Annotated in this window: 1 protein-coding gene; it reads left to right on the top strand. The window is 66.7% G+C overall.

Annotation, left to right across the window (positions count from 1 at the left end; translation table 11 throughout):
• Positions 1-592: 592 nt before the first annotated feature.
• Positions 593-17,206 (top strand): amino acid adenylation domain-containing protein, encoded by a 16,614-nt coding sequence (locus ACQP1G_RS22385; protein ID WP_433207644.1) that lies wholly within the window; start codon positions 593-595, stop codon positions 17,204-17,206.
• The last annotated feature ends 317 nt before the right edge of the window (positions 17,207-17,523 follow it).

Genomic DNA, 17,523 nt, shown 5'->3' on the forward strand with positions numbered 1-17,523 from the left:
TCGATTGTCGAGCTGATCGAAGTTCGCCGACCCATGCTCTGTCGACGAAAGAGACAGTGGTCGCCACCACGGACGGCGGGCCGCAGCACGGTCACGAACGACCCGTATGCCGCGCGGTGTCACGCACTGATCGAATCGCCTCGGTGGGCCGAAGCGATGTCGTCGACGCTCACCTCACCGGGTTCGTCGCTGCGCATATGGTCTGCTGTTCGGTCGCCCGGCCTCTGGCGGTGAGTTTCACCCGGACTGTGGCGATTTGGTTGCCGATAACTCGGTTCCAGGCGGGCCTCCGGGCCGCGCGGCAAGGATAGCTATGATTCGGCAACCGGCAAGTGCTCTGGCCCGGGGACGGAAGCGGTTGTGACATCATGACGCCGCTGCCTGTGCTTTGATAGGGCACAAATGCTCCAAAATCGATTCCTTCTCGCTTTGTTCGACACTGGTCCGCCAAGGGTGTGCCGGGATCCAGCCGGGTTCGTGGGTTTCGGCACAACCTGCGGGCTCGAGGCGAGAGGACTGTAGTACTCGAATGGATAGGGTTCGTCGCACTGTTCGGGGTCGAATTCGCCGCAAATCGAGTAGCCCGCTCTTCATGCAGTTGCTGGTCGCCGCGGTCGAATCCGCGGCGGACTCGATTGCGATCAGCTACAACCCGACCGGCGAACCGGCTGATCAGCGCGAACTCACCTACACGGAGCTGGACGAGTCGTCATCGCGACTGGCACGGGAACTGATCGATCGGGGCGTGGGCCCCGGCGACATCGTTGCCGTCGGCTTCACCCGCTCGATCGAATCGGTCCTGGCCGTCTGGGCTATTGCCAAGACCGGTGCGGCCTACGTGCCGGTCGATCCCACCCTTCCGCCGGAGCGCAGCGCATACATCGTCGCCGACTCTCGCGCGGTGCTCGGGCTCACCAACTCGATGCATCGCTCGCGGCTCGGCACCGGGATCTACTGGCTCGACATCGATGATCCGCTGCACCGGGAGCGGATCGCGGCACGGCCCGCACATCCGATCTCCTACGTCGATCGGGAGCGCACACCCACCGAACAGCATCCGGCCTATGTCATCTACACCTCCGGCTCCACCGGTCGCCCGAAGGGCGTCGTGGTGACCCACGCAGGTCTTGCAATGCTGGTCAACGCTCAGCGGGAGCGTTATGCGGTCGCCGGCGATTCCCGGGTGCTGCACGTTTGTTCGCCGAGCTTCGACGTATCGGTGCTCGAGCTGCTGCTGGCCTTCAGTTCCGGTGCGACGCTCGTGGTGTCCCCGCCGAGGGTGTTCGGCGGTGCCGAACTCGCCGACCTGTTACGTCGTGAGCGGGTCACGCACATGCTGATCACACCCGCGGCGCTGGAGTCGGTTGATCCCGTCGGACTCGACGCCTTGCGGGTCGTGGTCGTCGCGGGTGATGCGTTCGGTCCAGGGCTTGTGGAGCGGTGGGCGGTCGGACGGTCTTTCTACAATGCCTATGGGCCCACCGAGGTCACCATTCTCGCCACGGGTAGCGCCGAGTTGGTGCCTCGACAGCCGATCACCATCGGCACCGCCCTCGCGGGTGTCGGTGCGGTGGTGCTGGATTCGCGGTTGCGGCCGGTACCCGCCGAAGTGATCGGCGAACTCTACCTTTCCGGTCCCGCGCTGGCGCAGGGCTACCTGGGGCGGGCGGCGCTCACGGCGGAGCGATTCGTGGCCAATCCGTTCGGTGGGGAAGCCGGTACCCCTGGTGTGCGGATGTATCGCACCGGCGATCTGGTGCGGCGCCGCATCACCGATGGCGCAATCGAGTATCTCGGCCGCTCGGATTTCCAGGTGAAGATCCGCGGCTTCCGTATCGAGCTCGGTGAGATCGACGCCGCACTGACCGATCACTCCGATATCGAATACGCCGCGACTCTCGGTAAGGTCGCGCCCTCGGGGTCGACCGTACTGGTCTCCTATGTGCTGCCGCGGAACGGCATTTCCATCGATATCGGAGAACTTCTGCGCTTCGCGGGAACCTCATTGCCCGGCCATATGGTGCCGTCCGCGATCGTTGTGCTCGACGCGATCCCCTTGACCTCCAATGGAAAGCTCGATCGGCCGGCGTTGCCCGAGCCGGTGTTCGAGGCAGCGGTCTCGCGTGCCCCGGTGGGCGCCGTGGAATCTCGACTCGCCGAGTTGTATGCCCAGGTGCTCGGTGTGCGGGTCGGGGCGGAGGATTCGTTCTTCGCTGCCGGTGGAGACAGCATTTTGTCGATCCAGCTGGTGTCGCGGGCCCGTGCGGCAGGGATCGTGTTCACCCCTCAGAATGTGTTCGAGCAGCGCACCGTGGCCGGGTTGGCGCGAGTCGCGGTGGTCGGTGCCGAGCCCGTGCCGAGGCTCGCGGAGTTTCCCGGCGGCGGTGTCGGGGAGATTCCGCTGACACCGGTGCTGGCCGCCTATCTGGCCGGCGGGAGGTCGTTCGGCCGGTTCACCCAGCACATGGTGCTCGCCCTACCCGAGCACATCGACCGAGCCGGTGTGGTGGCCACACTTGCCGCGGTACTGGACCACCACGACATGCTGCGCGCACGGGTGTGGTCCGCGGACGGGCGATGGCAGCTGCGAACTCTCCCGCCGGGTGCGGTGGACGTGGACGCGCTGCTCACTCGTATCGACCTACCCGCGGGTCTGAACATCGATGAGTTGTGCGGAACTGCCAGTGCGGCAATGGATTCCGCTCTGGACACGCTCGACCCGGCGTCGGCCCGGATGATCGCATGCACCTGGCTGTCTCGACCGGACGGCCCGGATGCGCTGATCTTCGTCGCGCATCACTACGTGATCGATGGCGTGTCGTGGCGGATTCTGATCTCGGACTTGGTGACCGCGTGGACGCAACGCGATGGTGGGCACCGGATCGCTCTGCCCGGCGTCGGCACGTCGTTCCGGCGGTGGGCGCACGGTCTGGTCGAGGCGGCGACCGCCGCGGACCGTACCAGCGAGCTGTCGTACTGGCGGCAGGTGCTGGCCGTCGCTGATCCGCTGCTGGGGGCGCGGGCGCTCGACCCGGGCGTCGACACCGCGGCAACGGTGCGGCGTTTCACCGTCGCGGTGCCGGCCGAGGTCACCCATGCGGTGTTGACCGAGTTGCCGCTGCTGTATCGAGGTGGGACCAACGACGGTCTGCTCGCGGCATTGGCGCTGGCGGTGCGCTCGTGGCGGGCAAAAAGAGGTGTCGATGCCGCGGCGACGCGAGTACGGCTCGAGGGGCATGGTCGTGAAGAAACCGCCGTTGCCGGTGCCGACCTGAACCGCACTGTCGGCTGGTTCACCAGCATGTATCCGGTGGTGCTCGATCTGTCCGGCATCGACGCCGATGCTGTGTGGAACAACGGTGACGTGACCGCGGCGATGCTCAAAGCGGTGAAGGAGCAGTTGGTCGCGGTGCCGGATAAAGGCATCGGTTTCGGCATGCTGCGTTATCTCGACACCGAAACCGCGAATGAGCTCGGCGGTGCGCTGGGCCAGATCGGTTTCAACTATCTCGGTCGGATTTCCGCGAGCGACGTGCCGGAAGGGCTGACGGATCGGAGTTGGCTGCCGACCGCCGACTGGGGCACCCCGGAGGCCGACCAAGATCGGGCGATGCCCGCGGCCGCGGTGGTGGATATCAACGCGGTCGTGACCGATACCGACGCAGGCGCCCAGATGAATGCCTCGTTCGCATATGCGTCCGAGATCCTCGACGAGGCCTCCGTGCGGGAGTTGGCCGAGTACTGGGTGGCCGCACTGACCATGCTTGCCGGACATGTGCACGATCCGGCGGCCGGTGGCCTGACGCCCGCGGATGTCCCGCTCGTGCGGGTCACCCAGGGGGAGCTCGATATCTGGCAGCGGGAGCACCCTGGTCTGGTCGATGTCCTGCCGCTGTCGCCCCTGCAGCTCGGATTGCTTTTCCTGACACAGCTTTCGGATGATTCGGCGGATCCCTATCTGCTGCAGTTGGCGGTGGAGTTGTCCGGCGTGATCGATCTGGATCGCCTGCGGCGGGCGGCGCAAACGGTGCTGGACCGGCATATGATCCTGCGGGCCGCGTTCGGAACTTCGGCGACGGGCACCCCGGTCCAGATCGTCGCCGAGGGTCTGGCGGTCCCGTGGCGGATCGTCGACACACCGGACGCCGATCCGGCGTCGTTACTGGCCACCGAGGCGCGCCTCGGATTCGATCCGACGGTGGCGCCGCTGCTGCGATTCACGGTGTATCGCACGGACTCCGGACGCGTACATCTGGTGTTGACGGCACATCACCTTCTGTTGGACGGCTGGTCGATGCCGTTGCTGATGAAGGAACTACTGGTTTCCTATGCGGCCGACGGTGATTCGACGCCGCTGCCGCCGGTCCGGGCGTATCGGGACTATCTCGCCTGGCTGGCGCGGTACGACCGGGACGCCACCATAAAGAGATGGCGCCAATCGCTGGCCGGCCTGACGCCGACTCTGCTGGCCGCGACCATGCCGCCGCCCGTGCCGCCGGCCGATGGCCACGAGGTCTGCGCCGCCGACCTGCCACCTGCGCAGACGGCGGCCCTGCTGGCGTTCGCCGCCGCGACCGAGGTAACTGTCAATACCGTGGTCCAGGCAGCATGGGCTCTGGTGCTCGCGGACTGTTCCGGAGCCGATGATGTTGTGTTCGGCGCGGTGGTTTCCGGGCGGCCGCCGCAGGTCGACGGGGTCGACGAAATGGTCGGCCTGTTCGCGAACACGGTCCCGGTTCGGGTTCGAGTCGACGCCGATGCGCCAGTGCGGCAACTGCTGATTCGGCTTCAGTCCGAACAGGTTTCGCTGCTCGACTGTCATCACATCGGGTTGGCCGATATTCAGCGCGCCGCTGGTACGGGTGAATTATTCGATTCTCTCGTGGCCTTCGAGTCGTATCCCGTCGACACCGATGGTTTGCGGCAGGCCCACGGGACTATCGATGGGCTGGAAGTCGTCGATCTCCAAGGTGGGAACTTCACCCACTATCCGGTGGCCGTCCAGGTCGAGTTGGGCACCCGACTACAGCTACGGGTGCAGTACCGGCGCGACATGATCAGCACCGCAACCGCGCAGGCCCTCGCCGAGCGGTTGCGGGTGCTGATCGGTGAATTCGTCGCGACGCCGGAGCGCACGCCGGCGGAAATCAATCGGATCTTCGATGATCGCGGCGACTCGATTTCGCAGACGCGCTACTGGCGCGCCGCGCTCGCGGGGCTGCCGGATGAGCTGAACCTGCCCACGGATCGCCCACGGCCTGCGGTGTCCTCCCGTGCGGACTCCTGCGTCGAGTTCGAGATCGGTGCGGATTTGCAGCATCGGCTACGCCAGGTCGCGCGGACACGTGAGACGACGGTGTTCACCGTCGTACACGCGACCTTCGCGGTACTGCTTGCGCGACTGTCGGGTACCGATGACATCGCGATCGGCACCCCCGCCGAAACAAGTGGACCGGTCAACACGGTGGTACTGCGTACGAGGGTGCCGGGTGAAATCTCCTTCGACGATCTGCTTGCGAAGGCGAAAGATATTGCCCCACAGGCATTCGCGCGAGCAGACCTGCCCTTCGACGGGTTGGTGGCATTGCTGGATCCGGTCCGGTCGGATGCGCGTCACCCGCTGGTCCAGGTGATGCTGTCCGCCGGTGATCGGACTCCGGTCGGCCGCGGGGCGTTCGATCTGTCCCTGCACATTCGGGAGAACCGAGACGGCGCGGGCGTCGCCGCGAACCTCTCCTTCACGCCCGATCTGTTCGACCGTCGCACCGCGGAGGTCTTCGCCGAGCGATTCCTGCGGTTGCTGGCGGCCGCGGTGCACCGACCTGGGGACCCGGTCGGTGACCTGCCATTGCTCGGCGACGACGAACTGGCCCTGCTCACCCGGGTCCACGACGATGATGTGCGGGCGCCCCGGTTGCTGCCCGATCTGCTGACCTGTGGAGTCGCGCTGGGGCGGGACCGGGTTGCGGTGCGATACCAGGGTCGGTCGGTCAGTTATGGCGAACTCGACGAACAGTCCTCGCGGTTGGCGAGAGTCTTGATCGATCGGGGTGTCGGTCCCGAACTGCCGGTCGCGGTGTCGCTGCCCCGTTCCTACGAGATGGTGCTGGCAGCAGTCGCGATCGCCAAGGCCGGCGGCGCGCACCTGCCGGTCGACCCGGCTCATCCCTCGGATCGGGTGCGGCACATGTTGACCGACTCTGGTGCGACCCTGGGCATTACCGAGTCCGACTGTGTCGACGGATTGCCCGATGAGGTGGATTGGCTGGTGCTGGATGCACCGGCGACCGCGGTGTTGTGCGCTGAGAAGTCCGCCGACGCGGTGACCGATGGCGAGCGGAATGTGCCGTTGCGGACGCAGCATCCGGCCTACGTGATCTACACCTCGGGCTCGACGGGCTTGCCCAAGGGTGTCGCGGTAACCCATGGCGGATTGAGCGGTTTGGTCGAACATTCGGTCGGTCAATACCGCCTCCAGCCGCACCATCGGTACCTGCATATCTGTTCACCGAGTTTCGATCCGTCGGTGATGGAATGGATGTGCGCGTTCTCGGTCGGGGCGACGTTGGTGATCGTGCCGTCGACGGTCCTGGGCGGAGCGGAACTCGGCGAGTTGCTGCGGACCGAGGGGGTGACGCACACGATCATCACTCCCGCAGTGCTCGGCACGGTCGACCCGGCCGGTGTTGACCAGCTGGAAGTGCTCTTCGTGGGCGGGGATGTCCTGACCCCGGAGCTGTTGGCCAGGTGGCAGCCGGGCCGCCGGTTGTTCAACGCCTACGGTCCGACCGAGGCGACGGTCATGTCGTCGAATGTGGAACTGGTTGCGGGACAGCACATCACGATCGGCAGGCCGATTCTGGGTAGCTCGGCGTTCGTGCTGGATTCGCGGTTGAATCCGGTACCGCCCGGGGTTGCGGGGGAGCTCTATCTGACCGGCGCCGCGTTGGCTCGTGGCTACTGGAACCGTGCCGGGTTGTCCGCGGATCGGTTTGTCGCCAATCCCTGGGGTGGGCCGGGTTCGCGGATGTATCGCACCGGCGACCTCGTCCGCTGGTACGCGGCGCCCGAGGATCGGTCGGGGAATGTGGCCCATCCGTTGGCGGATTGGCAGCTCGACTATGTCGGCCGCTCTGATTTCCAGGTGAAGGTCCGCGGCTTCCGTATCGAGCTCGGCGAGATCGATGCGGTGCTCGGCCGGCATGTCGACATCGATGTCGTGGTCACCCTGGGGCGTGAAATGCCTGGCGGTGCAACGGCTTTGGTGTCGTATGTGCTGGCCGCGCCGGGGCGGGTCGTGGATCCGGTCGGGCTGCGGGAGTATGCGGCGGGGATGCTGCCGTCGCATATGGTGCCCGCGGCGATTGTGGTGCTGGACCGGGTTCCGTTGACTTCGAATGGAAAGCTGGACCGTAAAGCATTGCCGGAGCCGGTGTTCACGACGACGGTGTCGCGTGCTCCGGTCGGCGCGGTGGAGTCGCGGCTTGCCGAACTCTTCGCCCAGGTGCTGGGTGTGGAGCGGGTCGGGGTGGACGATTCGTTCTTCTCGGTCGGTGGTGACAGCATCATGTCGATCCAGTTGGTGTCGCGGGCCAAGGCGGCGGGGATCGTATTCACCGCGCGGGATGTGTTCGAGCACAAGACAGTCGCGGGGTTGGCCCGTGTTGCCGTGGTTGGTGACGAGTCGGCCGCGGTGGTTTTGGCGGAGTTGCCCGGCGGTGGTGTCGGCGCGGTTCCGCTGACCCCGGTGCTGGCATGGTTCCTCGCCAACGGTTCGTTCGGTCGGTTCGCCCAGAGCATGGTGCTCGGCTTGCCGGAGGGGATCGATCGAGCAGGTGTGGTGGCCACTGTCGGCGCGGTGCTCGATCATCACGATGTGCTGCGCTCGCGGGTGCGGCAGGTGGACGGGTCGTGGCGGTTCGAGGTGTTGGCGCGTAGTGACGTCGAGGTCGACGCGCTGGTGGCCGAGGTCGAGGTACCCGCTGGTGTCGACCGGGCCGAGCTGAACCGAATTGCCAACGCTGCCATGGATTCCGCGTTGGCCATGTTGGATCCGGCTGTGGGCCGGATGATCACGTTCACGTGGCTGCGCAGACCCGATGCGCGCGATGCTCTCGCCGTCGCGGTCCATCACTACGCGGTCGACGGTGTGTCGTGGCGCATCCTGATCCCGGATCTGGTGCTGGCGTGGGCGCAGCGCACCGCCGGGCAGCCGGTGGCGCTGCCCACCGTCGGCACCTCGTTCCGGCGCTGGGCGCACGCCTTGGTGGAAGTGGCCGCCACGGGAGACCGTGTCGAGGAGGTCGGTTATTGGCAGCGGGTGTTGGCCGCGCCGGATCCGCTGCTCGGCGCGCGTGCCGTGGACCCGGTGGCCGATACCTTCCAGACCAGAGGCGTGTTCGATATCCGGGTGCCGGTCGAGGTCGCCGATGCGGTTCTCACCAAGGTTCCCGCGCTGTACCAGGGCTGTGCCAACGACAGTTTGCTCGCGGCGCTCGCGCTGGCGGTGCGTACTTGGCGGGCGCGGCGCGGTATCGACGCTCCGGTCACTCGGCTGCGGCTCGAGGGGCACGGTCGCGAGGAAGACGCGGTGCCCGGCGCTGACCTGACCCGCACGGTCGGTTGGTTCACCAGCATCAGTCCGGTGGCCATCGACCTGTCCGGTATCGACACCGAGGCCGCCCTCGCCGGTGGCGAGGCGACCGCCGCGGTGCTGAAATCGGTCAAGGAGCAACTGCTTTCCGTGCCGGATCGAGGGATCGGTTTCGGACTACTGCGGCATCTGAATTCCGATACCGCCGACGCGCTGGCCGGTGATCTCGGGCAGATCAGCTTCAACTACCTGGGCCGTGTCTCCGCCGGTGCGGTGGCCGACGGCCTGTCGGATGCGGGCTGGTTGCCGACTGCAGAACTGGGAGCCGTTGCCGCAGAGCCGAATCCGGACCTGCCACTGTCCGCGGTGATCGACATCAACACGATCGTCAGCGATACCGCGGACGGCCCGCGGATGGTGGCGTCGTTCGCCTTTGCCGCCGCGATTCTCGACGAGGCGGCAGTGCGGGAGCTGGCCGAGGACTGGCTGGCCGCGCTCACCGCGATTGCCGACCACTCGACGGATCCGGCTGCCGGCGGTCTGACTCCGTCGGATGTGCCCCTGGTGCGGGTCTCGCAGGTCGAGTTGGACCAGTGGCGGCGGAACCATCCTGGACTGTCGGATGTGCTGCCGCTGTCACCGCTGCAGGGTTCGCTGCGAGTGCTCATCGAGTTACTGGACGGTTCGATCGACGCCTACATCATCCAGCTGGCGGCGCGGCTGACGGGCGAGCTGGATATGGGGCGGTTGCGCCGAGCCGCGCAGACCATTCTGGACCGGCATGCGAACCTGCGGTCGGCCTTCGTACCCACGGTCGACGGAACGCCGGTGCAGCTGGTGGTGGACGAGGTCGAGGTGCCGTGGCAGATTGTCGACGGCGTGTCCGATGCCGAGCTGCCGGAACTGCTGGTTGCCGAGCGGCGACGCGGATTCGATCCGGCGGTGGCGCCGCTGCTGCGATTCACTGTGTACACCACCGACTCCGGGCACTCGGGGACGGCAGACGGCGGAGCCGGTGGGGTGGGTAAGCACTTGGGGGCGGCAGACGGCGGAGCCGGCGGGGTGGGTAAGCACTTGGGGGCGGCAGACGGTGGCGCCGGTGGGGTGGGTAAGCACTTGGGGACGGCAGACGGCGCAGCCGGTGGGGTGGGTAAGCACAGCCACCTCGTGTTGACCGGACATCACATCCTGCTCGACGGCTGGTCGATGCCGTTGTTGATGAAGGAGCTCCTGGTCCTGTACGCGACCGGCGGCGACACGTCACTGCTCGCACCGGTCCGGCCCTACCGCGACTACCTGCGGTGGCTCGCGCAACAAGACCGGGAGGCCGCGGAACGCGCCTGGTCGGACATGTTGACCGGCGCCACCGCGACCATGCTTGGCCCTGAACTGGCGTGGCCCGCGGCAGCTGGCGACGGGTTCGGCCTCTGTGAATTCGATCTGTCGACCGCACAGACCTCGGCGCTCACCGCGTACGCGGCTACGGCCGAGGTCACCGCCAATACCGTGATACAGGCGGCGTGGGGTCTTGTCATCGCCGGTAGCACCGGACGCGACGATGTCGTATTCGGCGCGACGGTCTCCGGCCGACCGCCGCAACTCGACGGTATCGGCGACATGATCGGCCTGTTCGTGGATGCCATCCCGGTGCGGATCCGGTTCGATCCGGACACGACGGTGCGGGCCCTGGTGGATGGGTTGCAGGCCGAGCAGGCGTCGCTGCTGGATCATCACCACCTCGGACTGGCCGCGATCCAGCGCATCGCCGGGTTGTCCTCACCCACACCGTCGTTCACGCAAGCTCCGTCGGCTGCCGTGCACCATGGTGAACTGTTCGACACGATGCTTGTCTTCGAGTCCTACCCGGTCGACGCCGAGGGGCTACAGCAGGCCAGCGGCGCCATCGACGGGTTGCGGATCGAGGAGATGCGCGGGGCCGATTTCACGCACTATCCGATCACCGTTGTCGTCTTCCTGAATACCCGCACGCTGGTGCAGGTGAAGTACCGGCGCGATATCGTCGCCGACGCGACAGCGCAGGCGGTAGCCGACCGGCTTCGCCGCGTGCTCGGCGATCTGCTCGCGACACCGGACCGTGCTGCGGCCGATATCGCGCTGCTGTTCGACGCCGAATCGGACGATCCGATCACCAGGTCCCGGTACTGGCGCACCGCATTGGCTGGCCTGCCCGATCGGCTGGAGCTGCCAACGCAGCGGCCGCGCATCGCGGTGCGGTCCGATGTCCGTGGGCGGGTGGAGTTCTCGGTGCCGAACGAGGTGCACCTGGGTCTACGACGGCTTGCGCACACGGCGGGCGTGACATGGACCGCAGTGGTGCGCACGGCATTGGCGGTAGTGCTCGCGCGACTATCAGGCGCCGATGACATCGCGATCGGGACACCGATGCCGGGCAGTCACCGAGCCGAGCTGGTGCTGCGTACCCGCGTGGATCGGTGCGCGCGCTTCGTCGACCTCCTACCCGACGCATTCCAAGATGAAATGCGAGGGTTCGCGCACGCCGGCATTCCGTTCGACGAGTTGGTCGATCTGCTGGGAGCGCGGCGGTCGCCGGGGCGGCATCCGTTGTTCCAGGTGGCGCTGTCGTTCGAGAGTCCGCCGGATGCGGTCGGCGATCTGGCACTGGCCATCTCGGCCGCCGACGGCGCCTCGGCCCAGATGCGCGGCGAGATGTCTTTCGTGCGTGATCTTTTCGATGACGGTACGGCGGAGATGTTCGTCCAGCGGTTCGTTCGGGTGCTGACGACGATCGCGGACCAGCCCACGGCGCGGGTTGGCGATCTGCCGCTGTTGGCCGACGACGAATACAAGTGGCTGACCCGGATGGGCGGCGACGCCCCGGTTACCGTCGGGCTGCTGCCGGATCTGCTGGCCAGGGGACTCGATTTCGGACGTGATCGAGTCGCGGTGCGCGATGCGGGGCGGGCGTACACCTACGGTGAGCTCGACGAGCTGTCGTCGCGTCTGGCGCGCGTACTGATCGATCGAGGTGTCGCGCCGGAGACGGTGGTGGCGCTGGCGATGCGACGTTCGTACGAGATGATCGCCGCGGTATGGGCGGTGGCCAAGGCAGGTGGCGCATATCTGCCGGTCGATCCGACCTATCCGGTGGACCGGGTGCGGCACATGGTGGCCGATTCCGGTGCGGTGGTGGGCATTACGGTCGCTCAGCAGGCCGGTCTACCCGACGTGGTGGATTGGCTGGTGTTCGATGATCCCGCGGTGCTCGCTCGCTGCGCCGCTCACTCGGACGCAGCGGTGACCGACGCGGACCGTCGTGCGCCGCTGCGCATATCGCATCCGGCCTATGTGATCTACACGTCGGGGTCGACGGGATTACCCAAGGGTGTCACCGTCACCCACGCCGGGCTCGGTGCACTCATCGGCCACACCGTCGACATGCTCGAACTCGAGCCGCAACATCGGATGTTGCATGTGTGTTCGCCGAGTTTCGACCAATCGGTCGAGGAGTGGTCCAGCGCCTTCTACAGCGGCGCCACCCTGGTAGTCGCCGCACCGGATATCGTCGGCGGTACCGAACTGCACGACCTGCTGCGCGGCGAACGGGTGACGCATACGATCATTACCCCGGCGCTGCTCGGCACTGTCGATCCCACCGGCCTGGACAACTTGGAGGTGGTGTCCGCAGGTGGTGAGGCCACCACACCGGAGCTGCTGGCCAGGTGGCAGCCGGGTCGCCGCTTCATCAACGGATACGGTCCGACCGAGGCGACGATCGGCGCCACCTATACGACTCTGCTTGCGGGACAACGGGTTACGATCGGCCGTCCGGTACCCGGCGGGTGGGCGGCGGTGCTCGATGAGCGGTTGCACCCGGTGCCCGCGGGTGTCACCGGTGAGCTGTATCTGGCGGGCCCGGCGCTCGCCCGCGGCTATCACGGCCGTCCGGGCTCGACGTCGGAACGTTTCGTCGCGAATCCGTGGGGTGCGCCGGGCGAGCGGATGTACCGGACCGGCGATCTGGTCCGATGGGTCGAGGTACCGGAGGCCACAGCTACCGGCTGGGAGTTGGAGTACCTCGGCCGCACGGACTTCCAGGTCAAGATCCGGGGCTTCCGCATCGAGCTCGGGGAGATCGACGCGGTGCTCACCGCGCACCCCGATGTGGACTACGTGGTGACACTGGGACGCGAAAACCTCAGCGGGGCCACAATTCTGGTGTCCTATGTGATGGGCCGGTCGCTGGATCCGGATCAACTGGCGCGGTGGGCAGCGCGGAGCCTGCCATCACATATGGTTCCCGCGTCGGTCGTGGTGCTCGACGAGATTCCGTTGACCGCGGTCGGCAAGCTCGACCGGAATGCCCTCCCCGAACCGCAGTTCGCGGCGCGTACCTACCGCGAACCGTCGACGGTGGCCGAACGCGCCGTGGCCGGTGTCTTCGCCGAGGTGCTCGGCATCGAGCGGATCGGCGCCGACGACAATTTCTTCGAGCTCGGCGGCAATTCGCTGCTCGCCACGCGGGTGACAGCTCGCCTCGGCGCGGCGGTGGATGCCAGGGTTCCGGTGCGTGTGCTGTTCGCCGCGCCCACCGTCACAGGTTGTGCGCGGGAGGTGTCGAAGCTCACCGGTACCGGGAGTCGCCGCGCCCTGGTGGCAGGCCGACGGCCGGAACGAATTCCGCTATCGCCCGCACAGCAGCGGATGTGGTTTCTCAACAGGTTCGATACCGAGTCGGCCGCCTACAACATACCTGTCGCGATCCGCTTGACGGGCGATCTGGATATCGCTGCGCTGGGGCAGGCCTTCACCGATGTCGTTGTGCGACATGAGATCCTGCGAACCGTGTATCCGCAGCCGGGGGTGGGTGACTCGGGTGCAGCAGATCCGGTGCAGGTCATCCTGCCGCCCGGACACTGCGACGTGCCGCGGCTGGAGGTCCGGACCGTCGGTGCCGCCGAGGCGGAATCGGCTGTGCTGGAACTGGTTTCGACGCCTTTCGACGTGACCGCCGAGGTGCCCGTCCGCGCCGTACTGTTCCGGATCGCGGACGGCGACTTCGTCCTGGCTATGGTCGTGAATCACATCTCGGGTGATGGCTACTCCGGCGGCCCGCTTACGCGTGATCTGGCGTCGGCATATGCGGCTCGTGCGCTGGGGCAGGCCCCGGATCGGCCGCCGTTGGCCGTGCAGTACGCGGATTACACGGTGTGGCAGCGTGCTGTGCTCGGCAGTGAGGACCAGCCGGGGTCGATGGCGGCCGAGCAGATCGCCTACTGGCGGCGGGCCCTTGCCGACCTGCCGGATCAGCTGGAGTTGCCGAGAGATCGGCCGCGGCCCGCGGTGCAGTCCTTCGCAGGCGGCCGGGTGGAGCTGCGCATTGATGCGCATGCGCATGCCGCGCTGGCGGGGCTGGCGCGGGCCGAGGGCGCGACGCTGTTCATGGTTGTGCATACCGCATTGGCAGTGTTGCTGGCCCGATTGTCGGGTAGCGACGATATTGCGATCGGTACACCGATAGCGGGTCGGGGCGAGGCGGTACTCGATGATCTGATCGGTATGTTCGTCAACACCCTGGTGTTCCGTACCCGGGTGGATGCGGGTGCGGATTTCACGGAGTTGCTTGCGCGGCAACGTGATATCGACGTCCAAGCGTTCGCCCATGCCGATGTGCCGTTCGAGCGGTTGGTCGAAGTGCTGAATCCGGTGCGCTCGACGGCGCGACATCCGCTGTTCCAGGTGGGGCTGTCGTTCCAGAATCTGGCCCCGGCCAGGATGGAGTTGCCGGGCTTGACCGTCGCGGGGTTGGCAACGGATCGACAGCTGTCGCAGTTCGATCTGCATGTGATCATGGCCGACAGCTACGACGAGGACGGTGCGCCGACGGGTATCGGCGGCTTCTTCACCTACGCCACGGACCTGTTCGACGAGTCGACGGTGCAGAGTTTCGTGGACCGGTTCGTGCGGGTGCTGGATGCCGTGATCGCGGATCCGCGGGTACCGGTCGGTGCGATCGAGCTGCTCGCGACCGAAGAAAGTGCACGGATCCGCACGGCGTGGAACGATACCGCGCACCAGGTCGATACGGCCGCCACACTGGTGTCGTTGCTGGACGAGACCGTCGCCGCCACACCGGAGTCCACGGCGCTGGTCGCGGCCGATGGTACTCGGATCACCTACGGTGAGCTGGATGGACGCGTGAACAGGGTTGCGCGGTACTTGATTTCATTGGGTGTCGGCCCGGAGTCGCGGGTGGCGTTGGCTATTCGGCGTTCGGTGGATCTGGTCGTCGCGATGTATGCGGTGAGCAAGGCCGGTGGTGTGTACGTGCCGGTCGATCCGGATCAACCCGCGCAGCGCATCGACTACATTCTGGGGACGACGGCACCGGTTTGTGTGCTGACGAATGCCGATGCGGGTTTCGGGACTTCCGCTGCGCCGGTGGTGCTGCTGGATCGACTGGACCTGTCCGCGGTGGACGCGGCCCCGATCACCGACGCAGAGCGGATTGCGCCGCTGCGCGCCGAGCACGCGGCCTATGTGATCTTCACGTCGGGTTCCACGGGCCGCCCGAAGGGCGTCGCGGTCTCACACGGTGCGATTGTCAATCAGTTGGTCTGGAAGACAGCGCAATTCGGATTGACTGTCGATGACGCGGTCTTGTTGAAGACGGCGGCGACGTTCGATTTGTCGGTGTGGGAATTCTGGTCGGCCGCGGTCTGCGGCGGCCGGCTGGTGATCTCTGCGCCGGACGGCCACCGCGACCCGGTGTACCTCAACGAACTGATGGCACACGAGGGCGTGACCACGCTGCACGCGGTGCCGTCGATGCTGGACGCATTGCTGACGGGTCGGCTGCCGGATTCGTTGCGCCGGGTGCTGGCCATCGGCGAGACCCTGCCTGCCGCGCTGGCGCGCCGGTTCGAGGCGGCAGTGTCGCGGACGGTGCTGTACAACCTGTACGGCCCGACCGAGGCGGCGGTGTCGATCACCAGCCATCAGGTGGGCCGGTTCGATGAGCCGGCCGTACCGATCGGCAGGCCGGCGTGGAACAGTCGGGTATACGTACTGGATTCGCGGTTGCGGCCGGTTCCGGTCGGCGTCGCGGGTGAGTTGTACTTGGCCGGAGTGCAGTTGGCGCGGGGCTATTTCGGTCGCGCTGACCTGACGGCGGATCGTTTCGTAGCCAACCCGTTTCAGCCGGGTGCGCGGATGTATCGCACCGGTGATCTGGTGGCATGGAATGCCGACGGCGGGCTCGACCATCGTGGCCGTACCGATTTCCAGGTGAAGATTCGTGGCTTCCGAATCGAACTCGGCGAGATCGACGCGGTACTGGCCGCCCATGCGGAAGTGGATTTCGCCGTTACGGTTGGCAGGGAGAATTCCGCTGGGGCAACGGTTCTGGTGTCGTACGTGGTGGCCGCCGCGGACCGGGTGATCGATCCGGATCGGCTGATCCAGTGGGCCGCACGGACCTTGCCGTCGCATATGGTGCCCGCAGCGATCGTGGTCCTCGACGACGTCCCGTTGACCCAGGTCGGCAAACTCGACCGCGCGGCGCTGCCCGAACCGGAGCTCGGGACCCGCGCCTACCGCGCACCGACGACACCGCTGCAGACATTGGTCTGCGAGATTTTCGCGGATGTACTGTGTCTCGATCGCATCGGATTGGATGACAACTTCTTCGAACTCGGCGGAAATTCGCTCATCGCGACCAAGCTGACGGCTCGGTTGAGTGAGGCGGTGGCCCAAACGGTTCCGGTGATGTGGGCGTTCACCGCCCCCACCCCGGCGGGCATCGTCGCGGAGTTGCGGGCGCGCGGCGCGGAGGGTGCCGGTGCCGACGCGGCATTCGATGTGCTGCTGCCGCTGCGGACCGCTGGCACCGCCGAGCCGCTGTTCTGCATCCATCCGATCGGGGGCATCGCGTGGTCGTTCGCCGGGCTGGCAGCCCACCTCGATGCGGATCGGCCCATCTACGGACTGCAGTCACCGGCTCTGGGTTCGGCGGCCCCACTACCGGATTCGATCGAGGATTGGGCGCGGCTCTACGTCAAACACGTTCGTGCGGTGCAACCGGCGGGTCCCTACCACCTGCTCGGCTGGTCACTCGGCGGTGTGCTCGCGCATGCCATGGCCGTCCAACTCCAGGACGAGGGCGCGCAGGTGGCGCTGCTGGGCATGATGGACAGTCGACTGCTCGACACCGCCGCTGAATCCAGCCTCGCGGGGATCGAGGTGACGGCGCCGGAACTGCTCGGTGGATTGCTCGGCGATCGGGCCGCGGAATTCGGCCTGGACGAAACCGTGGAATTGACCCAGTTGGCACAGCGGTTGAGCACGCTTCCCGAGCCGTTCGCATCCTTCGGGGCCGCACGGATCGAACGGGTCGTGAGCGCAGCCATCGGTTCGGCGGCTCTCAGCGCGGCATATCGTGCGCGGTCCTTCGACGGGGACCTCGTCTACTTCACCGCGGCCCACGACGATCCGACGGGTTCTGTCGGTGCCGCAACCTGGATGGCCCCAGTGGCGGGTTCCGTACACAACCACCCGATTGCCACGACACACTGGCGGATGACCACCGATGCGGCGCTCCGGCGTGTCGCGGAGATCCTGCACGAGTGGTTGTGACGCGACGAACCAGCGACGGCGAAGGCGCCGCTGGCAGTGCAGGCCACTCCCGCCGAGGCTCGCGCTGCTGTCTGTCCTGACTCGGCCGACGCGGCAGCAGCTACGCGATATCGCGCTGGCGCGGCTGCACGCTCGTGCGGGGATCACCGCACTGACCGAACATCGTCCGGCGGTGCTCACCGGAATATGAACCGCGGCGGTCTGATCCCCGGCGGTCTCGAATCCGTGTCTACCGTCCTGTTTTCGGTGCGCCCGACCGGCCTCGGACGAACGCCCAGAGTTGGTCGATGACGGATTCGGGAGCCGGGTGGAGTGTG

The sequence above is a fragment of the Nocardia sp. CA-107356 genome (assembly GCF_050946365.1).
GTDB lineage: Bacteria > Actinomycetota > Actinomycetes > Mycobacteriales > Mycobacteriaceae > Nocardia.